At 60.4% G+C, this 23,168-nt stretch carries 24 protein-coding genes; 10 read left to right on the top strand and 14 right to left on the bottom strand.

What is annotated here, in order from left to right:
- Window positions 1-3 precede the first annotated feature (3 nt).
- The 8 genes from lptC (at window position 4) to BB029_RS05865 (ending at window position 5,517) form a co-directional block, all read left to right on the top strand.
- Complete coding sequence (lptC, locus tag BB029_RS05900) at window positions 4-576, top strand: LPS export ABC transporter periplasmic protein LptC (RefSeq protein WP_065938531.1); 573 nt, start codon at window positions 4-6, stop codon at window positions 574-576.
- Complete coding sequence (gene lptA / locus BB029_RS05895; RefSeq protein ID WP_065938530.1) at window positions 563-1,096, top strand: lipopolysaccharide transport periplasmic protein LptA; 534 nt, start codon at window positions 563-565, stop codon at window positions 1,094-1,096. The genes lptC and lptA overlap by 14 nt, the downstream gene beginning before the upstream one ends.
- Entirely contained in the window at window positions 1,096-1,821 is a 726-nt protein-coding gene (lptB, locus tag BB029_RS05890) for an LPS export ABC transporter ATP-binding protein (protein WP_016974288.1), read from the top strand. Before lptA ends, lptB begins: the two co-directional genes overlap by 1 nt.
- A 197-nt stretch (window positions 1,822-2,018) precedes the next feature.
- A complete protein-coding gene (locus BB029_RS05885; RefSeq protein ID WP_065938529.1) occupies window positions 2,019-3,512 on the top strand; it encodes an RNA polymerase factor sigma-54 in 1,494 nt (497 codons plus the stop codon).
- A gap of 75 nt (window positions 3,513-3,587) precedes the next feature.
- Window positions 3,588-3,893, top strand: a complete 306-nt coding sequence (gene hpf / locus BB029_RS05880; protein ID WP_003171804.1) for a ribosome hibernation-promoting factor, HPF/YfiA family — start codon at window positions 3,588-3,590, stop codon at window positions 3,891-3,893.
- 10 nt (window positions 3,894-3,903) lie between these two features.
- A complete protein-coding gene (gene ptsN, locus BB029_RS05875; protein ID WP_027604813.1) occupies window positions 3,904-4,368 on the top strand; it encodes a PTS IIA-like nitrogen regulatory protein PtsN in 465 nt (154 codons plus the stop codon).
- A 2-nt stretch (window positions 4,369-4,370) separates the two neighbouring features.
- Window positions 4,371-5,228: an RNase adapter RapZ gene (gene rapZ, locus BB029_RS05870; protein ID WP_027604814.1), complete on the top strand. Its 858-nt coding sequence runs from the start codon at window positions 4,371-4,373 to the stop codon at window positions 5,226-5,228.
- A gap of 16 nt (window positions 5,229-5,244) precedes the next feature.
- A complete protein-coding gene (locus tag BB029_RS05865; protein WP_027604815.1) occupies window positions 5,245-5,517 on the top strand; it encodes an HPr family phosphocarrier protein in 273 nt (90 codons plus the stop codon).
- Between the two features lie 23 nt (window positions 5,518-5,540).
- Here BB029_RS05865 and BB029_RS05860 read toward each other — a convergent pair whose 3' ends face one another.
- The 6 genes from BB029_RS05860 to pmbA form a co-directional block, all read right to left on the bottom strand.
- Window positions 5,541-6,434, bottom strand: coding sequence for a ZIP family metal transporter (locus BB029_RS05860; RefSeq protein ID WP_065924294.1), 894 nt, complete (start codon window positions 6,432-6,434; stop codon window positions 5,541-5,543).
- Window positions 6,435-6,467: 33 nt separating this feature from the next.
- Entirely contained in the window at window positions 6,468-7,079 is a 612-nt protein-coding gene (locus tag BB029_RS05855) for a superoxide dismutase (protein ID WP_027604817.1), read from the bottom strand.
- 1 nt (window position 7,080) lies between these two features.
- Window positions 7,081-7,509, bottom strand: a complete 429-nt coding sequence (locus BB029_RS05850; protein WP_027604818.1) for a hypothetical protein — start codon at window positions 7,507-7,509, stop codon at window positions 7,081-7,083.
- A 27-nt stretch (window positions 7,510-7,536) separates the two neighbouring features.
- Window positions 7,537-8,913, bottom strand: coding sequence for a lyase family protein (locus tag BB029_RS05845; RefSeq protein WP_065938528.1), 1,377 nt, complete (start codon window positions 8,911-8,913; stop codon window positions 7,537-7,539).
- Window positions 8,906-9,301: a FagA protein gene (locus tag BB029_RS05840; RefSeq protein WP_065938527.1), complete on the bottom strand. Its 396-nt coding sequence runs from the start codon at window positions 9,299-9,301 to the stop codon at window positions 8,906-8,908. The genes BB029_RS05845 and BB029_RS05840 overlap by 8 nt, the downstream gene beginning before the upstream one ends.
- Before the next feature lie 147 nt (window positions 9,302-9,448).
- Window positions 9,449-10,795 carry a metalloprotease PmbA gene (pmbA, locus tag BB029_RS05835; RefSeq protein ID WP_065938526.1) on the bottom strand — a complete coding sequence of 449 codons (1,347 nt, stop codon included), beginning with the start codon at window positions 10,793-10,795 and terminating at the stop codon, window positions 9,449-9,451.
- A gap of 108 nt (window positions 10,796-10,903) precedes the next feature.
- On the opposite strand from pmbA, the gene yjgA reads away from it, so the two are divergent.
- Window positions 10,904-11,425, top strand: coding sequence for a ribosome biogenesis factor YjgA (gene yjgA, locus BB029_RS05830; protein WP_017138246.1), 522 nt, complete (start codon window positions 10,904-10,906; stop codon window positions 11,423-11,425).
- Window positions 11,426-11,470: 45 nt separating this feature from the next.
- Here yjgA and tldD read toward each other — a convergent pair whose 3' ends face one another.
- The 8 genes from tldD to mreB all read right to left on the bottom strand — a co-directional run bounded on the left by tldD (window position 11,471) and on the right by mreB (window position 22,668).
- On the bottom strand, window positions 11,471-12,913 hold the full coding sequence (gene tldD, locus BB029_RS05825) for a metalloprotease TldD (protein ID WP_027604822.1): 1,443 nt from the start codon (window positions 12,911-12,913) through the stop codon (window positions 11,471-11,473).
- 16 nt (window positions 12,914-12,929) lie between these two features.
- Window positions 12,930-13,778, bottom strand: coding sequence for a carbon-nitrogen hydrolase family protein (locus BB029_RS05820; RefSeq protein WP_065938525.1), 849 nt, complete (start codon window positions 13,776-13,778; stop codon window positions 12,930-12,932).
- 48 nt (window positions 13,779-13,826) lie between these two features.
- Window positions 13,827-17,642: a YhdP family protein gene (locus BB029_RS05815; protein ID WP_065938524.1), complete on the bottom strand. Its 3,816-nt coding sequence runs from the start codon at window positions 17,640-17,642 to the stop codon at window positions 13,827-13,829.
- A gap of 76 nt (window positions 17,643-17,718) precedes the next feature.
- Complete coding sequence (gene rng, locus BB029_RS05810) at window positions 17,719-19,176, bottom strand: ribonuclease G (RefSeq protein WP_010213134.1); 1,458 nt, start codon at window positions 19,174-19,176, stop codon at window positions 17,719-17,721.
- A gap of 70 nt (window positions 19,177-19,246) precedes the next feature.
- Entirely contained in the window at window positions 19,247-19,843 is a 597-nt protein-coding gene (locus BB029_RS05805; protein WP_065938523.1) for a nucleoside triphosphate pyrophosphatase, read from the bottom strand.
- 51 nt (window positions 19,844-19,894) lie between these two features.
- Window positions 19,895-20,383 (bottom strand): rod shape-determining protein MreD, encoded by a 489-nt coding sequence (gene mreD, locus BB029_RS05800; protein WP_027604826.1) that lies wholly within the window; start codon window positions 20,381-20,383, stop codon window positions 19,895-19,897.
- Window positions 20,383-21,492 (bottom strand): rod shape-determining protein MreC, encoded by a 1,110-nt coding sequence (gene mreC / locus BB029_RS05795; RefSeq protein WP_083236340.1) that lies wholly within the window; start codon window positions 21,490-21,492, stop codon window positions 20,383-20,385. Before mreC ends, mreD begins: the two co-directional genes overlap by 1 nt.
- Before the next feature lie 138 nt (window positions 21,493-21,630).
- Window positions 21,631-22,668 (bottom strand): rod shape-determining protein MreB, encoded by a 1,038-nt coding sequence (gene mreB / locus BB029_RS05790; RefSeq protein WP_002555108.1) that lies wholly within the window; start codon window positions 22,666-22,668, stop codon window positions 21,631-21,633.
- A 210-nt stretch (window positions 22,669-22,878) separates the two neighbouring features.
- On the opposite strand from mreB, the gene gatC reads away from it, so the two are divergent.
- Window positions 22,879-23,166, top strand: coding sequence for an Asp-tRNA(Asn)/Glu-tRNA(Gln) amidotransferase subunit GatC (gene gatC / locus BB029_RS05785; protein WP_065938521.1), 288 nt, complete (start codon window positions 22,879-22,881; stop codon window positions 23,164-23,166).
- The last annotated feature ends 2 nt before the right edge of the window (window positions 23,167-23,168 follow it).

Genomic DNA, 23,168 nt, shown 5'->3' with positions numbered 1-23,168 from the left:
TTTATGCTGAGTAAAAAGATTCGCAACTTCCTGCTATTCGGAGTCATTGCCGCGCTGTTTCTCGCGGTGGGCTACTGGAATATCAGCCCAGGGCGCTTCCTCGACCAGCCTGTTGCGCAGGTTGACGAAGGGGCTATCGACTATTACGCAACCAATGCCTACAGCGTGCAGTTCCTGCCTGACGGCAAGGTGCAGTACGAAATGACCTCGGACAAAGTCGAGCATTTGAAGGCCACCGAAGTCACCCTGCTGACCAACCCGGACCTGAACCTGTACCGCGGCACCGAGTTCCCATGGCATGTCACGAGCAAGCGTGGCGAGGTGAACCCGGACGGCACCGAGGTAGAACTGATTGACTCGGTACGCGTTGCGCGCACTGACGCCAAAAACCGTGACACCGTGATTACCAGCAGTCGCATGACCGTATTCCCACAGAAGCAATATGCGCAGACCGAGCAAGACGTTAGAATCGACGGCGCTGGCGGTGTATCGACTGGCAAGGGAATGAAAGCGTATTTGAAAGAAAGCAGGATACACCTGCTATCGAACGTAAGAGGACAGTATGAGGCTCGTTAAAACTCTCCCTATTTTGCTCAGTCTGGGCGCAGCACTGGGAAGCGTGAGCGCCTGGGCTCTGCCGAACGATAGCCAGCAACCGATCCACATCTCGGCTGACGATGCGCAACTGGATGACAAGCAAGGCGTGGCCACCTATACCGGCGGCGTGATCATCACCCAGGGCTCGATGAAGATCACCGGCAACACGGTGACACTGACGCGCACCCAGGCGGGCGATATCGACGTGGTGACTTCGGTGGGCAACCTGGCTTACTTCGAACAGAAGCAGTCGGCTACCGACACCGGCCCGATGAAGGGCTACGGCAAGACCATCCAGTATCACGCCCAGCAGAATCGCATCGTGCTGATCGACCAGGCCAAGGTACTCAGCCCCGATGGCAACTCCACGGAAGGCGAGAAGATCACCTATGACACCGTGAAGCAGATCGCCAACGCCGGTCGTGCCAATGGCAGCAAGGTCACCGCGCCACGCCCACGCATCGACATGGTTATCCAGCCGAAGAAGAAGGCCGAGTAATGGCAACCCTGAAAGCCCAGCATCTGGCCAAGGCCTATAAAAGCCGTCAGGTCGTGCGCGACGTCAGCCTGTCGATCGACAGCGGCCAGATCGTCGGCTTGCTTGGCCCTAACGGCGCCGGCAAGACCACCTGCTTCTACATGATCGTCGGCCTGGTCCAGGCGGACCAAGGTCGCGTACTGATCGACGACCTGGATGTGAGCCACCAGCCAATGCACGGCCGCGCCCGTGCCGGTATCGGCTATCTTCCGCAGGAAGCGTCGATCTTCCGCAAGCTGTCGGTATCCGACAACATCATGGCCATCCTTGAAACCCGCAAGGAACTCGACCGTGACGGCCGCCGCAAAGAACTGGAAAGCCTGCTGCAGGAATTCCACATCAACCACATTCGCGACAACCTTGGCATGAGCCTGTCCGGTGGTGAGCGTCGTCGCGTGGAAATCGCCCGCGCCCTGGCCACTGCCCCCAAGTTCATCCTGCTGGACGAACCGTTTGCCGGCGTCGACCCCATCTCGGTCGGCGACATCAAGCAGATCATCCACCACCTCAAGGCCAAGGGCATCGGTGTACTGATCACTGACCACAACGTGCGTGAGACCCTCGATATCTGCGAAACCGCGTATATCGTCAACGATGGCCAGCTGATCGCCGAAGGCGACTCTGCCACCATCCTGGCCAACGAACTGGTTAAGGAAGTGTACCTGGGTCACGAGTTCCGCCTGTAAGGCCGTTTGCAACAACAAGGCGTTGGCAGGTCGTTTGCCCGATGCGCGGGAGTCAATGAAAACCTCCGGATTTTTATTGTTACCGCGCTCTAGGCAAAGCCCCCGATATCAGGCATATAATTTGCTTATGTTTGGCGCTCACGCGCCCTGTCGTGGATGGCGCATTGCGCCGGCGAATAAGGTGTTAAGCCCCTGCCATGAAACCATCGCTAGTCCTGAGAATGGGCCAGCAGCTGACGATGACACCGCAGCTGCAACAGGCCATCCGCCTGCTCCAATTGTCGACCCTGGACCTGCAACAGGAAATCCAGGAGGCCCTGGAGTCCAATCCGATGCTCGAACGCCAGGAAGAAGGCGACGACTTCGATAATGCAGACCCACTGGCCGACAACATCGAGCAAAAACCCAATTCCGACGTACAGGAACCCTCCTACCAGGAATCCGCCCCCACGGTGGATAACCTTGAGGAAGGCGATTGGAACGAACGCATTCCCAACGAACTCCCGGTGGACACTGCCTGGGAGGACGTCTACCAGACCAGCGCCAGCAGCCTGCCCAGCAATGACGATGACGAGTGGGACTTCACCACCCGTACTTCCGCCGGCGAGAGCCTGCAGAGCCATCTGCTGTGGCAATTGAACCTCGCGCCGATGTCGGACACCGATCGCCTGATCGCCGTGACCCTGATCGACTGCATCAATAACCAGGGTTACCTGGACGAGACGCTCGAAGAGATTCTCGAGGCCTTCGACCCGGAACTGGACATCGAGCTGGACGAAATCGAAGCGGTCCTGCACCGCATCCAACAATTCGAGCCCGCCGGCATTGGTGCCCGCACCCTGAGCGAATGCCTGCTGCTTCAACTGCGCCAGCTGCCCGCCAAGACCCCTTGGCTCGCAGAGGCCCAGCGCCTGGTCACCGACTACATCGACTTGCTGGGCAGCCGCGACTACAGCCAGTTGATGCGGCGCATGAAGCTCAAGGAAGACGACCTGCGCCAGGTCATCGAGCTGGTGCAAAGCCTCAACCCGCGTCCAGGCTCGCAGATCGAGTCCAGCGAAGCCGAATACGTCGTTCCCGACGTGATCGTGCGCAAGGACAACGAGCGCTGGTTGGTGGAACTGAACCAGGAGTCGGTGCCGCGCCTACGGGTCAACCCGCAATATGCCGGTTTTGTGCGCCGTGCCGATACCAGTGCCGATAACACCTTCATGCGCAACCAGTTGCAGGAAGCGCGTTGGTTCATCAAGAGCCTGCAAAGCCGCAACGAAACCCTGATGAAAGTGGCCACCCAGATCGTCGAGCATCAGCGCGGCTTCCTGGAATATGGTGACGAGGCGATGAAGCCGCTGGTCCTGCACGACATCGCAGAAGCGGTGGGCATGCACGAGTCGACGATTTCCCGGGTGACCACACAAAAATTCATGCATACCCCACGGGGCATATATGAGCTGAAATACTTTTTCTCCAGCCATGTCAGCACATCCGAAGGCGGCGAATGCTCGTCCACGGCGATCCGCGCAATCATCAAAAAACTGGTTGCTGCGGAAAATCAGAAAAAGCCGTTGAGTGACAGCAAGATCGCTGGTTTACTGGAGGCACAAGGCATTCAGGTCGCCCGTCGAACCGTCGCCAAGTACCGCGAGTCCCTAGGGATCGCGCCTTCCAGCGAGCGTAAGCGTTTGATGTGACGGGCGGGCCACAGCGTTCCAGTGGCGGGTATTCCTACCCGCCGCTTTATGCACTGGCAACGAAGGAGAAGCTGTATGCAAGTCAACATCAGTGGACACCAACTGGAAGTTACCAAGCCCCTGCGCGAGTACACCGAGAGCAAGCTGAACAAGCTTGCGGGGCACTTTGACAAGATCACCAACGTGCAGGTCATCATGGAGGTCGACAAGCTCAAGCAGAAAATCGAGGCCACCCTGCACGTGCCGAATGCCAAGCTCGTTGCCAATGCGGAACATGAAGACATGTACGCGGCGATCGACTCGCTCTACGACAAGCTGGACCGCCAACTCATAAAGCATAAGGAAAAGAATCTGCACCTGATGCAAGGTACAGGTCGTTAACTCTCCCCCCATGATCCGACTTGAAACCATCCTGACCCCCGGCCGTTCCCTCGTGAACGTGCCGGGCGGCAGCAAGAAGAAAGCCCTCGAACAAATTGCCAACCTGATCAGCAGCCAAGTGCCTGAGCTGGAGATGCAAGATGTCTTTGAGGCTCTGATTGCCCGTGAAAAACTCGGCTCCACCGGTTTTGGCAACGGCATCGCCATTCCCCACTGCCGCCTCAAAGGCTGCGAGACACCTGTCAGCGCCCTGCTGCACCTGGACGCACCTATCGATTTCGACGCGATCGACGGCGCCCCGGTAGACCTGCTGTTTGTTCTGCTGGTCCCACAGGCCGCCACCGACGCACACCTGGAACTGCTTAGGCAGATCGCAAGCATGCTCGACCGCAAGGAAGTACGCGACAAACTGCGCAGTGCCAGTAGCAACGAGGCGCTGTATCAAGTTGTCCTGGATGAACAAAACGGGCAGTAATCATGCGTTTGATCATCGTCAGCGGCCGCTCCGGCTCGGGTAAAAGTACCGCCCTCAACGTCCTTGAGGACAACGGCTTCTATTGCATCGACAACCTGCCCGCCGGTCTGCTCCCGGAATTGGCGGAGCGGGCACTGATCCATACCGAACTGGCACAACCCCTGGTCGCCGTTTCGATTGACGCCCGTAACCTACCGAGCCACCTCACGCGTTTTCCGGAATTGCTCGAAGAGGTGCGCGCCAAGCACATTCATTGCGATGTGCTGTATCTGGACGCCGACGAAGAAACCCTGCTCAAGCGCTTCTCAGAGACCCGCCGACGCCACCCCCTCAGCAGCCCGCACCGTTCCCTGGCCGAAGCCATCGAGGACGAAACCAAACTGCTCGGGCCGATCATTGACCTCGCCGACCTCAAGATCAACACCACCAGCCTCAACCTGTACCAGTTGCGCGATGCCATCAAGCTACGCCTGCTGAACCAGCCGGAGCCCGGCACGGCATTCCTGGTCGAGTCCTTTGGCTTCAAGCGTGGCATGCCGGTGGATGCCGACCTGGTGTTCGACGTGCGCTGCCTGCCCAATCCTTATTGGAAGCCGGAACTGCGTGACCAGTCGGGGCTGGATCAGCCAGTGGCCGATTACCTGGCCGCGCAACCGGATGTGGAGGAGATGTTCCAGGACATTTCCAGCTACCTGCTCAAATGGTTGCCGCGCTTTGCCGCGAGCAACCGAGCCTATGTCACCATTGCCATCGGCTGCACCGGCGGTCACCACCGCTCTGTCTACCTGACCGAGCGCCTGGGCCAGGTGCTGCAACAAACCCTCAAGAACGTCCAGGTTCGCCACCGCGACCTTAGCTGAAAGGAACACCCCCGCGATGCCCGCTCTGGAAATTGAAATCATCAACAAGCTGGGTCTGCATGCCCGCGCCTCGGCCAAATTCGTCGGTATTGCCGGGCAGTTCCCTTGCCAGATCCGCGCCGGGCGTACACCTGAGAGCATGGTCGATGGCAAAAGCATCATGGCGATGATGATGTTGGCAGCCGGCAAAGGCACCAAGATTCATTTGAGCACCGAGGGCGAGCAAGAGCAGGAAGCCATGGACGCCCTGGTGGCGCTGATCAACAACTTCTTTGATGAGGGTGAGTAGTAACCCCTATCTCCGCTGAGGCTTCACCCCAAGGCGGTATCCATCACCATCATCAAGCAGAACCCCATGCACAACCCCAGGCTCGCGAGTTTTTCGTGACCGTTGCGGCGCGACTCCGGGATCACTTCGTGGGTGACCACCAACAACATCGCGCCAGCAGCCAGCGCCAGGCCCAACGGCAACAGCACCTCGGCCAGGGTCACCAGCCAGGCGCAAAGCACGGCGAACACCGGCTCTACCAAGCCTGACGCGGCGCCGATCAGGAACGCCCTGATCCGCGACATCCCTGCCCCGGCCAATACCAGCGCAATGACCAGACCTTCGGGCACATCCTGCAAAGCAATGCCCATGGCCAAGCTGTCGGCATCCGGCATGCCGCCGCCGGCTGAGACGCCAACGGCCATGCCTTCGGGGATGTTGTGGGCGATGATGGCAAACACGAACAGCCAGATGCGCGGAGGAATCACCGGTTTATCCGGGGTTCCCACCAACATCTCCGGGCTGGCGCCGGAGACCTTGCGGTCCACCAGATACAAACCGAATGCCCCCAGCATGATGCCGAAGCTGATCAGCCCACCTGCACCCCAGGGCGAAAGGCCAAGGGCTTCGGCAGCGGCAATACCCGGTACGACCAGCGAAAACGCGGTCGCCGCCAGCATCACACCGGCACCGAAGCCCAACAAGGTGTCGCTCAACGCCACCGGCATCCGCCGAATCACCAAGACCGGAACCGCCCCCAGCGCCGTGCCAAGCGCGCAAATCGCCCCGCCCTGCAAGGCGCGCATGATGCGCGGTTCAAGGTCCAGCCAGGCCAGCCCGTGGGCCACCAGCAATGCAGTACCTGCCAATAGCAGCAGCGAGCCAAACGCATAACGAAACATTCGCACGCTGCTGATCGCCAGTGTTTCAGTGCCCATAGTCGGCCTTAGATCTTGTTATCGAAGTGAATGTCAGGCCAACGCGGCCTGATAGCGTGCGGCGACTTCCGGCCAGTTGATAACACTGTAGAAGGCGTTGATGTATTCAGGCCGACGGTTCTGGTAGCGCAGGTAGTAAGCATGCTCCCAGACGTCCAGGCCGAGGATCGGCGTGTTGCCATTCATCAACGGGCTGTCCTGGTTGCCGCTGCTTTCCACTATCAGCGTCTTTTGCGGAGTGACACTCAACCACGCCCAGCCGCTGCCGAAACGGGTCAAGGCGGCTTTGGTGAAAGCCTCCTTGAAACTGTCGAAACCGCCAAGTTGCTCTTCAACGGCTTTTCCCAACGCGCCGTCGGGCTTGCCGCCGCCTTTAGGCGACATCACCGCCCAGAACAGCGAGTGGTTGGCATGGCCGCCGCCTTGGTTGATGACGGCCGCACGCAGTTTTTCCGGCAATTGCTGCACGCTGGACACCAGTTTCTCTACAGGCCAGCCCGCAAATTCGGTGCCCTCGACTGCAGCATTGAGGTTATTGATGTAGGTCTGGTGGTGCTTGGTGTAGTGAATCTCCATGGTTTGCGCATCGATATGCGGTTCCAGGGCATCGTAGGCATAGGGCAAGGCAGGCAAGGTGTAGGTCATATCAATGTGCTCCGTATTGAGACGGGGTCGGCTGCACCGCAGTACCGCCCAGTAAGCGATGGGTGCGCGGGTACTCACCGTGATCGCTGATGAAATTCAACAGTTCGACGTAAGTCTTGCTGCTCTGGCGCAGCGCCGCTTCCCGCAGCTGCGGGCTAAGGCGCACGTCCTGCATGGCCTGGAGCAAGCGCTGGTGAATGGCGCAGAGGTATTCGGCGCTTTCCTCGGGCTGATTCAGGCGCAGGTGCAAATCCGCCAGGTTGTGATGGGAAATGACGCAAGCCGCTACTGCTTCGTCGGCATTCGCCCAGCGCTCGAACAACACTTGAGCCAGGGCCAGGGCTTGCAGATAGGCCTCGCGAGCGTCAACCAATTCGCCCTGCATAAAGCAGCGATTGGCGCGTTCGATCGTGCGTTTCCAGTGCTCCATGGTGAGCCTCCAAAGCAGGGTCGGTGATTACACGCCGCCGGCCGTGAGCTTTTCCGGATCCAACAGGACTTCCAGTTGGCTACGGGGCAGGTCGGTGTGCTCAAGGGCCACATCAATCACCGGACGGCCCTGCTGATAGGCCTTCTTGGCAATCTCAGCGGCCTTTTGGTAACCAATGATCGGGTTGAGTGCGGTGACCAGGATCGGGTTGCGCGACAGCGCTTCCTTGAGCTTGGCTTCGTTGACCTTGAAGCTGGCGATGGCCTTGTCTGCCAGCAGACGGCTGGAATTGGCCAGCAACTCGAGGCTGCTGAGCAGGTTCTGGGCAATGATCGGCAGCATCACATTCAGCTCGAAATTGCCGGATTGGCCAGCGACGGTGATCACCGTGTCATTGCCGATGACTTGCGCAGCCACCATCGCCGTAGCCTCAGGAATCACTGGGTTGACCTTGCCTGGCATGATCGAGGAGCCCGGCTGCAGGCCCTCCAGTTCGATTTCCCCCAGGCCGGCCAGCGGGCCGGAGTTCATCCAGCGCAGGTCATTGGCGATTTTCATCAGCGACACGGCGGTGGCTTTCAACTGGCCGGAGACGGCGACGGCAGTGTCCTGGGAGCCGATCAGCGCGAACAGATTCCTGCCCGGCGTGAATTTCACGCCGGCCAGGCTGCTCAGTTGCTGGCTGAAACGCGCCGAAAACTCCGGATGTGCGTTGATCCCGGTGCCCACCGCCGTACCGCCCTGGGCCAGAGCCTGCAGGGCCGGCAATAAATCCTGCAGGTGACCGATATTGGCCTTGAGTTGCTGCGCCCAGCCATTGAGGACCTGGCTCATGCGCACTGGCATGGCGTCCATCAGGTGCGTGCGGCCGGTCTTGATGAATGGGTGAACCTCTTCGGCTTTCTGCTCGATCACCTGCACCAGGTGCAGCAGGGCCGGCAGCGTTTGCTCGTGCAGCACCAGCGCAGCACTGACGTGGATGGTGGTGGGAATGATGTCGTTACTGCTTTGGCCGCAGTTCACATGATCGTTGGGATTGACCGCTTCGCCGAGCAAGCGGCTGGCGAGCGTCGCAATCACTTCGTTGGCATTCATATTCGAACTGGTGCCGGAACCGGTCTGGAAGATATCCACCGGGAAGTGCCGCATGTAATCGCCTTCGAGCAAGCCTTGGGCGGCATCGACGATGGCTTTGCCCTGCCCTTCACTGATCTGCTTGAGGTCGACGTTGACCTTGGCAGCCGCCGCCTTGGCCAGGATCAGGGCGCGAATGAATTGCGCCGGCATACGTTGGTGGCTGATCGGAAAGTTGTTCACCGCGCGCTGGGTCTGCGCACCGTACAAGGCCTCGGCGGGGACTTGCAGTTCGCCCATGCTGTCGCGTTCGATACGGGTGTTACTCATCGGAAGATCCTTGCACCAGGTCAGAAACGGAAATGGAGGGAAGCAATTCGCAGGTCGCCAATTGCCAGGCAAAGGTCTGCCAGCGCTTGAGGCGGCAGGCACAATGGGCGAGTTTTTCCAGGTCGCGCAGTGGGCGCCAGGCTTGATCCAGACACAGGGATCGCCAATGCCACGGCAGTGCAATATCGCTGGCGGTGTCGATCAGCAGGCGGAATGAGGTTTCAGCGATAGTCCACGGATGGGTCGCGGTGCAGCACGCCAGGTATCGGCCCTCATTGAGGTAATGTTCGATCAGGCGAGGCTCATTGGGATCCAGACCACAGCGAATCTGGCGACTCATCCAGCGCCAGCTTTCCAGGTAAGGATCCTCATGCAGGACAGAACTCATGATCCACACTCATCCGGTAATGATATTTATTATTAAATGATATTGAGAATCAAAACAAGAGCAGCACCTCAATCCCCCTGAAACACGCCCACAAAAAAGGCGCGCCCTCCGTAAGAGGGCGCGCCTTTTTGTGCCGCTGTAGCGGGATTAGCTGCCTGCGACAGTCATCCGCTCGATCAGCACCGAGCCTGTGCGAATATTACTGCGCAGTTCCAGGTCATTTCCCACGGCAACGATCTGCTTGAACATATCGCGCATGTTGCCGGCGATGGTCACTTCCTGGACGGCAAACTGAATCTCACCGTTTTCCACCCAGAAGCCCGCCGCGCCACGTGAATAATCCCCAGTGACCATATTCAGGCCATGGCCCATCAATTCGGTCACCAACAGACCACGTCCCATGCGACGCAACAGCGCCGACTGGTCTTCGTCGCCATGGGTCACGAACAGGTTATGCACGCCACCGGCGTTGGCGGTGCTTGGCAGGCCGAGTTTGCGGCCTGCGTAAGTGCCGAGTACGTAAGACACCAGCTCACCGTTTTCGACGAACGGCTTGGCATACGTGGCCAAACCGTCCCCATCGAACGCCGCACTGCCCATGGCCCGCATCAAGTGCGGACGCTCATCGATGGTCAGCCACTCGGGAAACAACGTCTGGCCGATCGCCCCTTCAAGGAACGACGACTTGCGATACAGGTTGCCGCCGGAAATGGCACTCAGGAAACTGCCGAACAAACCGCCTGCCAGCTCCGCCGAAAACAGTACAGGCACTTCACAGGTCGGCACCGGGCGCGCGCCCAGGCGGCTCGCGGCACGTTGTGCGGCACGCTGACCAATGCTGGCAGGGTCTGCGAGCAATTCGCCCTGCCGACTTACGTCGTACCAGTAATCACGCTGCATCTGGCCATTGGCCTCGGCGATCATCACGCAGCTCAGGCTATGGCGCGTGGACGCATACCCGCCGATAAACCCGTGGCTGTTGCCATATACGCGGCAGCCCTGATGCGTGTTCAACGTGGTGCCATCGGCGTTCTTGATGCGGGTATCGGCATCAAACGCCGCCGCTTCGCAGGTCAGCGCCAGCTCGATGGCCCGCTCGGGCGTGATGTCCCAGGCATGGAACAGATCGAAATCCTTCAAGTCCTTGGCCATCAGCGCCTTATCGGCCAAGCCCGAGCTTTCATCCTCGGAAGTGTGCTGGGCAATCGCCAACGCGGCGGCAACCGTTTCGCGTATGGCCTCCGGGCCGCTGGCCGACGTACTGGCCGAACCTTTGCGCTGCCCCACATACAAGGTGATGCCAAAGCCCTGGTCACGGTTGAATTCGACGGTTTCCACTTCCCGTTGACGTACCGACGTCGACAACCCCTGCTCCAGCGACACCGCCACTTCACAGGCACTGGCCCCCTGGCGCTTGGCCTCGGCAAGGATCTGCTCGACTTGTTCCTGCAGGGCCGGTAACGCTTGCGGACCGACGCTTTGGGCTGCACTCATGGTTTTCTCCACTCAAATTCTGCTTTCGGCTAAGGCCATCGAGCGACCGGGCCGGACAAGCGGCCCCCGACTGGTTATCATGGCGGCGTTTCTTTGCGGACTGCCACCATGGTTGATTCTTACGACGACTCCCTCGATGGGGAGAAAAGCAAAACCCAGGTCAAACGTGAGCTGCATGCTCTGGTTGACCTGGGCGAGCGCCTTACAACGCTCAAGAAAGACTTGATTGCAAAACTGCCACTGACCGACGAGATGCGCCGGGCGCTTGCGGACGCACCCAAGCACACCGCGAATATCGCGCGTAAACGGCACATCATGTTTATCGGCAAGCTGATGCGCGATCAGGACACTGACGCCATTCTCGCCTTGCTTGATCAAACCGATGCCTCCACTCGCCAGTACAACGAACGTTTCCACAACCTGGAACGTTGGCGTGACCGCCTGATCTCGGGCGATGACGCGGTGCTGGAGAAATTCGTGCTGGACTACCCGGACGCGGACCGCCAGCAACTGCGCTCCCTGATCCGTCAGGCCCAGCACGAGCAGGCGCATAACAAGGCGCCGGCCACCAGCCGTAAAATTTTCAAATACATCCGTGAGCTGGACGAGACTCAACGCGGCCTGCGTTGATGCCCTTCCCCGGGTGGCGGTCTTCGCCACCCGAAGCTCCACCCCTTACGACCCCGTGCCACCCACGGTGATCGCATCAATTTTCAGCGTTGGCTGGCCGACCCCTACCGGCACCGACTGCCCATCCTTCCCGCACATGCCCACACCACTGTCCAGGGCCAGGTCGTTGCCGACCATCGACACCTTGCTCATGGCTTCCGGGCCATTGCCAATCAACGTTGCCCCTTTGACCGGCGCGGTAATCCTGCCGTCTTCGATCAGGTATGCCTCGCTGGTAGAAAACACGAACTTGCCGCTGGTGATATCCACCTGGCCGCCGCCGAGGTTGGCGCAGTAGATACCGCGTTTCACCGAGGCGATGATCTCCGCCGGGTCACTTTCGCCACCGAGCATGTAGGTGTTGGTCATGCGGGGCATCGGCAGGTGCGCATAAGATTCGCGACGGCCATTACCGGTGCGCGCCACGCCCATCAGGCGAGCATTGAGCTTGTCTTGCATGTAGCCCTTGAGCACACCGTTTTCAATCAAGGTGGTGCATTCGGTCGGCGTGCCTTCATCATCGACGCTCAGCGAGCCGCGGCGACCGGCCAGGGTGCCATCATCGACAATGGTGCACAGCTTGGACGCAACCATCTCGCCCATGCGCCCGCTGTAGGCGGAACTGCCCTTGCGGTTGAAATCGCCTTCCAGGCCATGGCCCACGGCCTCGTGCAGCAATACGCCGGACCAGCCCGGGCCCAACACCACCGGCAGCGTGCCGGCCGGCGCAGGAATGGCTTCCAGGTTCACCAACGCCTGGCGCAGAGCCTCACGGGCATAGCCCATGGCACGGTCGTCGGTGAGGAAGTAACGGTAGTCGGTACGCCCGCCGCCGCCGTGGCCGCCACGCTCGCGGCGGCCGTTCTGCTCGACGATCACGCTGACATTGAAACGCACCAGCGGCCGTACGTCCGCCGCCAGCCCCCCGTCGGTGGACGCCACCAGGATGCGTTCCCACACACCGGCCATGCTCACGGAGACCTGCTGGATACGCGGGTCCAGGGCGCGGGTGGCCGCATCGATACGCTTGAGCAACTCGACCTTTTCCGCTCGGCTGATCACTTCCAGGGGGTTGTCCGGCGCATACAACTGCGCCACGTCCTGGGTACTGAACGCCTGTACCGTGCCATGTTGACCGGCACGGGAGATCGAACGCGCGGCACGTGCGGCCAGGCCCAACGCCTCCAGGGTGATCGCGTTACTGTAGGCAAAACCGGTCTTTTCCCCGGATTGCGCACGAACGCCTACACCTTGGTCAAGATTGAAACTGCCTTCCTTGACGATGCCATCTTCCAGGGCCCAGGACTCGGAGATCTGCCCCTGGAAATACAGGTCGGCGGCATCGATGCCTGGCCCGGCCAGATCGCCGAGCACGGTTTGCAAGCTTTCGATGGTCACGCCACCGGGTGCCAGGAGGTGTTCACTGACTGAGGACAACAACTCGCTCATAGGTTTGGCCTTAAATTCATCGTTCTGAAGCAGGCCGCTGTGCGCCCTGCGAGAAAAAGCGCCGATGGTTGACCACCGGCATGCGCGCCCGTATCGACGCCTGTTCACTGCTATCGCGTTCGGCCAGCAACACCGCTTCGCCTTGATCCTGTTGGGTCAGCACGCGACCCCATGGGTCGACGATCGCCGCATGACCATAGGTTTCCCGTGGCCCTGGATGCACACCGCCCTGGGCGGCCGCCAGCAGGTAACACTGGGTTTCGATGGCCCGTGCACGAATCAGCACATCCCAGTGGGCGGCACCGGTCACGGCGGTAAAGGCCGAGGGCGCGGTAATCAATTCAGCCCCCGCCGCGCGCAGCTCGCTGTACAGCTCGGGGAAGCGCAAGTCGTAGCACACCGTCAGGCCCAAACGGCCGACCGGCGTATCCGCCACCACCACGTTACTCCCGAAAGCATAGTCATCGGACTCCCGATAGCGACCCCGGGCGTCCGCCACGTCCACATCAAACAAATGCAGCTTGTCGTAACGGGCGACGACTTCGCCGCGATCATCGACCAGCAGCGAGCAGGCATTGGATTTGGCGTGCGGTTGATCCTTGGGCGGCAACGGCAGCGTGCCAGCCACTATCCATAAGGTGAGGTCGCGGGCGGTCTGTTTCAACCATGGCAGGATCGGACCTTCACCCAGCGCCTCGGCGCGGCCGATATCCGCCACGTCGCGGCGGCCCATGGCGGCAAAGTTTTCCGGCAGCACCGCCAGCTTCGCACCGCCGGCCGCCGCTTGCTCCAACAAGCGCCGGGCCTGGACCAGGTTGGCCAGCACATCGCTCTGACTGACCATTTGGATTACTGCAAAGGACATGGGCCGATACTCCGTAAAAGGCATGGGGCCATGCTACTCCACAGGCTCTCAGTTTGGTTTTTCAAAGGGCTTGTCGAAGGTGATTTTTGGATCCTTCCATGGGCCTTCCACCTTGTATTGCACGCTGGCGAAACGCGAAACACGGTCACCGATCAGCTTGTCGATCAGGAACAGTGCGCCACCAATCGCCGGCGCGCCCACGATCAGCGCGGCAATCGGCAGGTTGTTGGTCACCGGCAAGGTCACCAGCAACTTGGCATCGACACGGTCAGCCACCAGGTCCAGGGTGCCATTGAGCTCCAGGTTGCTCGACGGGCCGGTCATGGTGATCGGCTCGCGCGTCACGAACACGCCATTGCTGGCGACCAATTGGCCCTTGACCCGGTCATAACTCAAGCCTTTGCCCAGCAGGTCGGAGAAGTCCAGGCGCAGGCGGCGTCCGATGGAGTTGAAGTTGAGCAGGCCAAATACCCGCAGCGCCTGGGCACCACCTTCCACCTCGACAAACTGACCTTTACGGAACGTCGCATCCAGGCTGCCGGAGAAACGTTTAGGCCCGACCCAGGCCGGCGAACCCGGCCACCGCCCATCTACATCCAGGTGGAAATCCTCACTGGTGACCGTGGGCGCATAGCCCCAGCCTTTGAGTACGTCGGCGATGTTCTTGCCATCCAGGCGCCCCTTGTACCAACTGCTGCTGTCACCCGAAACACCTTCCCATCCGCCGGCGCCCTTGAGTTGCATACCCTTGAGGCCCAGGTCCAGCGTATTGAAGGCCAGGCCTTTGGCCGTTGGCCGGATCTTGAGTGACCAGGCGCCAATCAGGTCCGGCCCCTGGAACAGCTGGTCAATGGCGATATCCAACGCCGGAATATCCTTGGGATCGATACTGGCCAACGGGTCCGGTGCATTTTCATCAGCCTGTACCGTCGGGTCCACCGCCGGCAGCTTCACGTATTGCAGGTTGACCGCAATCGGCGCGCCCTTGGCATCCGGCAGGTTCACGGCCCCCTTGGCTTGCTGGCTGTCAAAGCGTAAACCCCAGGCAGCGGGCTTGCGATCCAGCTGCAGGTTGACCTGATCGAACTGGGTGCCCAGGCCGGTGAGCTTGCCAATCTTGAATTCGGCACCGCTCAGCAGCTGCTTGGCACTGCCACCTGGGTCATTGCCAGCATACTGGTTCACCAGTTTTTTCCACGGGTCGATATCCAGCTCCGAGAGCACGCCACGGATGCGCAAACCCTTGGCGCCTGGCAGCACGGCATCACCATCGCCGAGGAACAACTCGCCACGGCCGTCATTGAGCTTGTCCGGCGGCGCGGCAAAGGTGAAGTTGGCCAACTCACCGTAATCAAACCAATAGCGGCGCTCAGCCCCCTGCAAGGTCATGCGGAATACGCTGTCACGCCCCTGGCTGGCCGGCATGCCGAACGGCGCCGGCAAGTCCACCGCAACGCCCTTGAGGTTGGAGCTGACCATCAGTTGGCTGTCGGCACCGTCCAGATTGAGCTGCAACTGATACGAAAGATCACCGGACACCGGCAACGGCTGACTGACTTTCAACCAATCCGTCAGACGCTTGACCGTCACCTGCCCCTTGGCGGCGACACGGGTGCTGATATTGCCCGGCTTGCCATCGGCAAAGATCTGCGCGGTGATCGGCCGGTCAAATGCCTGGGCGGTAATCTTTTCGCCGCTCAAGCCCTTGGCGCTGTCGAAACGGAAATTGCCCTTGAGCTGCGTCAGGTCCAGGGGCGGTTCCGCCAATTGCAGGCGTGCCTTGTCAGTCTGGAAATCCACCACGATCCTGGGCTCGATGCCCTTGACCAGCGGAACGTCCAGATCCAACGTGCCTTGCAGGTCTCCCTCGCCTTTCCAGCCGGCGAAGGTGGAGGCCGTACCAATTGGCGCTTCCTGGAGAATCTTCAGCCCATCACCCAGGCCACCGGCAAAACCACCGGTAAGCAGCAGATGACTTTCCTTGCCGGACGGAGCGTGGGGAATATTGACGTAGACGTCCTTGACCTTGGTGTCGAGCAACTGCCCCTTGCTCGCCAGGATGCGTACGCCCGTCTCTTCGACAAACACTTCGCCATTGACCTTGTTCACATGGGGCCAACCCGGCTGGAACGCCAGTTCGGCGTCATGCACCTTGAAGAACAGACTGATATTGCGCGCGGCGGGCAACGCATCGTGGTTCAGCGAGCCCTGGTACTGGAAGAACCCCTGGTCCACCGCGCCCTTGAGAATTGCCGTGCGCAGCCACTCATCCAACGCGGGGCTCAGTACGGCCGGCAGGTATTTAGGGGTAAACCGTCCATCGCCATCGACCATACCGACCCGCAGGTCCATATAGTCTTCCTGGCTGTGGTCGAAATGCAGGCGAATCAGGAAATCGGCAGCGATCTTGCCCTCTTCCCCCAGCACCTTGATATACGGGGCGATCAGGGTGAAGCCTTGTTTATCCAGCTTCCACGTCAGGCGTGCATTGGCCTGGAGGTACTGCCAGGGCTTGGCGAAGATCGGATCGAGGTGCAGGGAAAAATCCTTGCTGTCCATGCGCAACTCGCCCTGGCCCAGGTCGCCGCTGATGCTGCCGGAAACATTGCGTGCGGCCGGCGCACCGAAGTAGGCGTCAAACCCGACCCGCTCCAGGTTGGCGGCAAAGCTGACTTTTTGATCGGTGGTGTCTTGAGGACGGAAATCCACCAGTACATTGCGCAATAGACCGCTGGCCTTCAGGTGCTCGACGGTCTTGGCGACGCCTTCCGGCAGCGGCGCCAGGGCGTTGAGCAACGGTGTGATGGGGGTCAGGTCAAGGCGGTCAGCCTGCAGCTTCCAGGCTTCCAGGGCCGTGTCGGTCGCTAGGGTCTGCTGCAATTGCAGGCGCGATTCCCATCGGGTCTCGCCCAGGTTCATCGCCAGGGAATCGAACAACACCTTCAAGCCGGTATCACTGCGTTGCAGATAGGCCGTGAGTGCAAGGTTTTCGATATGGACCGGCTTGCGTTCGGCGTAGCTGCCCTTCACCTGCGGCGAGTTGAGGCGCACGACCGCACTTTGCACCGTGCCTTTACCCCAGTTCAGCCAGAACTCACCGCCGGCCTTGAACTGCGTGAGTTTCCACTGCTGGGTCAGCCTGGCGGGGATCCACTTGGCCCAGTCGCTCTGCGGCAGGCTCAGGTAGGCCTCGATTTCAGCGTCCTTCCACTGGCTCGCGCGAATGCGGCTGCGCAGGCTCAGGGCAAGGGGCTGGCCGTCGGGCAAGGTCAGGCGGGCGTCCAGGCGCTGGCGGGTGACGCCCGTGTGCAGGCTCAAGCCCACATACGTCAGGGTCAGCGGCGTCTGGTCGAACGGTTGCAGGGTGACCTGGCTGTCGAGCAGCGATACGCGCTTGACCATCTGCATGCGCCTGAGCAATTGCTCCGGGTCCAGCGGCTGGTCGTCCTGTATCGGCAAGCCTTGCAGCGCCCAATGGCCGTCCTTGTCTTCCTTGGCGCTCAGTTGCAGGCCATTGACTTCCAGGTGCGCAATACGCACTTCGCGCGCCATCAGGCTGGCCCACATGTCCGGCACCACTTCGACCTGGTCCAGGCGCAAGGCACTGCTGCCCTCGCCGACCATTACGTCGTGGGCCAGCAACACCGGCGCAAAACCGCTCCAGCGGCCTTCAAGGCTGCCGATGTGCACAGGCATGTCCACCGCAGCCTGGGCCTTGGCTTCGATTTCCGCGCGGTATTCGGCCACCAGCGGGGTCAATTCGCGCCCCAGGCTCACGTACACCGCCGCCAACACCAGCAGCAAGGCGCACAGCCCAAGGCCCCAACGGGTCAAAGCGGCAAAAAAGCGTGTCAGACGCTCCATGTCAGGCGACCCTCAAGGCAGTAGTCGGACTGCAGATCAAGGTCTGCGAGTCGCGTAAAAAGAAAGCGAATGGGGATCAGAGCAGCACCACGTCATATTGTTCCTGGGAATACATGGTTTCGACCTGGAAGCGAATCGTACGCCCGATAAACCCCTCCAATTCAGCCACGTTACCGGATTCTTCATCCAGCAGGCGGTCGACCACTTTCTGGTTGGCGAGCACTCTATAACCTTCGGCCTGGTAGGCCCGTGCCTCTCGGAGGATTTCCCGGAAAATCTCGTAGCAAACCGTTTCCGGAGTCTTCAACTTACCGCGGCCCTGGCAACTGCTGCAGGGCTCGCACAGCACCTGCTCCAGGCTCTCGCGGGTGCGCTTGCGGGTCATCTGCACCAGGCCCAGCTCGGTGATGCCGATGATATTGGTCTTGGCGTGATCGCGCTCCAGCTGCTTTTCGAGTGTGCGCAGCACCTGGCGCTGGTGCTCTTCATCTTCCATGTCGATGAAGTCGATGATGATGATGCCGCCCAGGTTACGCAGGCGCAGTTGTCGAGCAATCGCCGTGGCCGCTTCGAGATTGGTCTTGAAGATGGTCTCTTCAAGGTTGCGATGGCCTACGAACGCGCCGGTGTTGACGTCGATGGTGGTCATCGCTTCCGCCGGGTCCACCACCAGGTAGCCACCGGACTTGAGCGGCACCTTGCGCTCCAGGGCTTTCTGGATTTCGTCCTCGACGCCATACAGGTCGAAGATCGGCCGTTCGCCAGGGTAATGCTCCAGGCGATCGGCAATTTCCGGCATCAGCTCGGCAACAAATTGCGTGGTGCGCTGGAAGGTTTCCCGCGAGTCGATGCGAATTTTCTCGATCTTGGGGCTGACCAGGTCGCGCAATGTGCGCAGGGCCAGGCCCAGGTCTTCGTAGATCACACTCGGCGCGCCGATGGTCTTGATCTGTGCGCCGATCTGGTCCCACAGGCGCCGCAGGTAGCGAATGTCCATGAGGATTTCGTCGGCACCGGCGCCCTCGGCGGCGGTGCGCAGGATAAAACCGCCCGCTTCCTTGATACCTTCGGCGGCCACGCAGTCGCTGACCACCTTTTTCAGGCGCTCGCGCTCGGCTTCGTCTTCAATCTTAAGGGAAATGCCGACATGGGCGGTGCGCGGCATGTAAACCAGGTAGCGCGACGGAATCGACAGTTGAGTGGTCAGGCGTGCGCCCTTCGAGCCGATGGGGTCCTTGGTGACTTGCACCACCAGGCTCTGCCCTTCGTGCACCAAGGCGCTGATGCTTTCCACCGCCGGCCCTTCGCGCAGGGAGATCTCCGAGGCGTGGATAAATGCCGCACGGTCCAGGCCGATATCGACAAATGCCGCCTGCATCCCCGGCAACACCCGCACCACCTTGCCCTTGTAGATATTGCCGACGATCCCGCGTTTCTGGGTGCGCTCGACATGCACTTCTTGCAGAACACCGTTCTCTACCACCGCCACGCGCGATTCCATCGGCGTGATATTGATCAGAATCTCTTCACTCATGGCTGGGTCTCGTTCAGGCGTTTTCACAATAGTGACCGGTCGCTTAAGGCTGGGCGCTGGAGTCACGTGCTCAGCGCGCGGTAAGGTTTTGCCAACAGGGTATGCCGAATTGGGCAAGCAGTTGCGCGGTTTCGCACACCGGCAGGCCTACCACAGCGGAATAACTGCCATTGAGCCCGGCCACAAACACCGAGCCAAGCCCTTGGATAGCATAGCCGCCCGCCTTGTCCTGGGGTTCGCCGCTGTGCCAGTAGCTTGTAGCCTCCTCGACAGAAATCCCACGGAAAAGTACACGACTGCTTACACATTGGGTTTCACAGCGCTGGCCGTCAGTCAGGGCAATCGCAGTCAGAACCTCATGTTCACGCCCCGCCAGTGCCATCAACATCGCCAACGCATCGGCTTGGTCTACGGGCTTGCCGAGGATCTTGCCGTCCACGATCACTGCGGTATCGGCGCCCAGGACGCAGGCGGCCGAGGTTTGCCCGAGCGCAGCAAAACCCGCTGCGGCCTTACCGCGAGCGAGACGCTCAACGTAGGAAACAGGGGTTTCGTTTGTAAGAGGGGTTTCATCAATGGCGGCGCTGACCACGGTGAAGGGCACACCGATCTGTGTCAGCAGTTCACGCCGCCTCGGGGAACCCGAGGCCAGATAAAGCGAATTCATTGCAGACTCTCCCTGTGGGGTTCGATAACCAGGCAGAGCCTCGCAATCCATTCAATTGATTTTATAGCGACGACGTAACCCACGCAGGCCGAAACTGATCCACGGCCACAGCAGCGCACTGACCAGGGCCGGCAACACCAGCGCCAGGGTTGGCTGGCGGTTGCCGGTCAAGGCACTGAGCCACAACTGCACCAACTGCGCCAGGCCGAAGATCACCAGGATCACCAGGCATTGCTGCCACATCGGGAACATGCGCAGACGCTGCTGCAACGACAGCACCAGGAAGGTGATCAGGGTCAGGATCAACGCGTTCTGGCCTAGCAAGGTGCCATACAGCACATCTTCCGCCAAGCCCAGGAACATGGCCGTGACCATGCCCACTTTATGGGGCAGGTTCAGCGACCAGAATGCCAGCAGCAATGCCAGCCACAGCGGACGCAGGATCTCCATGAACTGCGGCAGCGGCGAAACGCTGAGCAGTAAACCGATGGCAAATGTCAGCCAGACGATCCAGCCATTGCTCGAATGAGTACCGGCCATTATTCCTCCCTCTGCCGTGTGGTGGCCGGGGCTGCGGCTGGAGGCTTCGCAGCGGGCGTCGTAGTGGCAGGCGGTTTCGCTGCAGTCGGTTTCACCGCGCGCGCGCTATGGGCCGCAGGCTTGACCGGCGTGGCCACGGGCGCAGCAACTGCGGGCGTTGCCGCCGGTACAACGGGGGCAGCCGACGCGGGCTTGGGCACGGTCGCGGGAATGATCGGCGCAGTGCCGTTCTTCTTGTCTTCCGCTTCCTGGGCCTGGGCGGCGTCGTTGGCGCGCTCTTCCGGGGTACGATTGTCGCTGAACACCAGCAACAGGTAGCGGCTGCGGTTCAGGGCGGCAGTGGGCACGGCACGCACAATGGCGAAGGGCTGGCCGGAATCGTGGATCACTTCCTTGACCGTTGCCACCGGATAGCCTGCCGGGAACCGCTGGCCCAGGCCGGAGCTGACCAGCAGGTCGCCTTCCTTGATGTCGGCCGTGTCCGCCACGTGACGCAATTCCAGGCGCTCGGGGTTACCGGTACCGCTGGCAATCGCGCGCAAGCCGTTACGGTTGACCTGCACCGGAATGCTGTGGGTGGTGTCCGTCAGCAGCAGGACCCGCGAGGTGTAGGGCATCAGCTCGACGACCTGCCCCATCAGTCCCCGAGCATCCAGAACCGGCTGACCCAGGACCACGCCATCGCGCTCACCCTTGTTGATGATGATGCGATGGGTAAAGGGGTTGGGGTCCATGCCGATCAACTCGGCCACTTCGACCTTTTCGTTGACCAGCGCGGAAGAGTTGAGCAACTCGCGCAGCCGAACGTTCTGCTCGGTGAGGGCCGCCAGCTTTTGCATGCGCCCCTGCAACAGCAGGTTTTCGGTCTTGAGTTTTTCGTTCTCGGCAACCAGTTCGGTGCGGCTGCCAAATTGGCTGGCCACGCCCTGGTAGAGACGTTGCGGCAGGTCGGTGATCCAGTAGGTCTGCATCAACACCAGCGACATTTGGCTACGCACCGGCTTGAGCAGCGCAAAGCGGGCATCGACCACCATCAATGCGACCGAAAGCACGACCAGCACCAATAAGCGCACGCCCAATGAGGGGCCTTTGGCGAAAAGCGGTTTAATAGGCCGCTCCTCCCAGGCAAATGTTCTCTTTATTCATACGGCATCTAACCGGCCTGGATGCAGATTGAAGAAGATAAACGCCAACAGGCAGCACTGCAAAGTGCTGCCTGCGGGCGAAACATGGTGCAACCAACGGTCTTATTCGCTGGAGAGCAGGTCCATGGTGTGTTTATCCATCATTTCCAGTGCACGACCACCGCCACGGGCAACGCAGGTCAGCGGGTCTTCGGCGACGATCACCGGCAGGCCGGTTTCCTGGGCCAGCAGCTTGTCGAGGTCGCGCAACAGGGCGCCACCACCGGTCAGCACCAGGCCTCGCTCGGCGATGTCGGAAGCCAGCTCCGGCGGCGATTGCTCCAGGGCGCTCTTCACAGCCTGAACGATGGTGGCCAGGGACTCTTGCAGAGCTTCCAGCACTTCATTGGAGTTCAGGGTGAAGGCACGTGGAACGCCTTCGGCCAGGTTGCGACCGCGAACATCGACTTCGCGAACTTCGCCGCCCGGGTAAGCGGTACCGATTTCCTGCTTGATGCGCTCGGCGGTGGATTCGCCGATCAGGCTGCCGTAGTTGCGACGTACATAAGTGATGATCGCTTCGTCGAAACGGTCGCCGCCTACACGTACGGATTCGGCATACACCACACCGTTCAGGGAAATCAGGGCGATTTCAGTGGTACCACCACCGATATCCACCACCATCGAACCGCGCGCTTCTTCAACCGGCAGGCCGGCACCGATCGCAGCAGCCATCGGCTCTTCGATCAGGAACACTTCGCGGGCACCGGCGCCAAGGGCCGACTCACGGATGGCACGACGCTCCACCTGGGTGGACTTGCACGGAACACAGATCAGCACACGAGGGCTGGGCTGCAGGAAACTGTTTTCGTGAACCTTGTTGATGAAGTACTGCAGCATCTTTTCGCAGACGCTGAAGTCGGCGATCACGCCGTCTTTCATCGGACGAATGGCAGCAATATTGCCTGGTGTTCGGCCGAGCATGCGCTTGGCCTCGGTGCCGACGGCAACGACACTTTTCTGATTACCATGGGTCCGAATGGCCACAACCGATGGCTCATTCAGAACGATACCGCGCTCGCGCACGTAAATAAGGGTGTTGGCAGTGCCCAGGTCAATGGAAAGATCGCTGGAAAACATGCCACGCAGTTTCTTGAACATGGGGAAAGGACCCTAGGCAACGCGTGGGTAAAAAAGTGCGGCAAACTCTAACAACGACAGGGATTTTGGGCAAGGCGCCAATGTGCTAAATTGGCCGACTTTCTGTGCACCAACCCCCACAATCGCGGCCGTAAGACCGTAGAAATGCGGTAGTGTTCCGACAATCTAACACACGGACAGCCTCCGTTCTGTTTTCCACTGGAGATTCCCATGGCGCTTGAACGCTCCGACGTGGAAAAAATCGCTCATCTGGCCTCGCTTGGCCTGAATGAAGCCGATCTTCCACAGACCACCGCAGCCCTGAACAGCATTCTCGGGCTGGTTGACCAAATGCAGGCCGTGAATACCGACGGCATCGAGCCCCTGGCTCACCCGCTGGAAGCCAGCCAGCGCCTGCGCGCAGACGTCGTGACCGAGCGCAATAATCGCGATGCCTACCAGTCCATCGCGCCAGCGGTCGAAAACGGCCTGTACCTGGTTCCGAAAGTCATCGACTAAAG

The sequence above is a fragment of the Pseudomonas sp. S3E12 genome (assembly GCF_001702295.1).
Taxonomy (GTDB): domain Bacteria; phylum Pseudomonadota; class Gammaproteobacteria; order Pseudomonadales; family Pseudomonadaceae; genus Aquipseudomonas; species Aquipseudomonas marginalis.
This window is presented reverse-complemented; position numbering and strand designations above follow the sequence as displayed.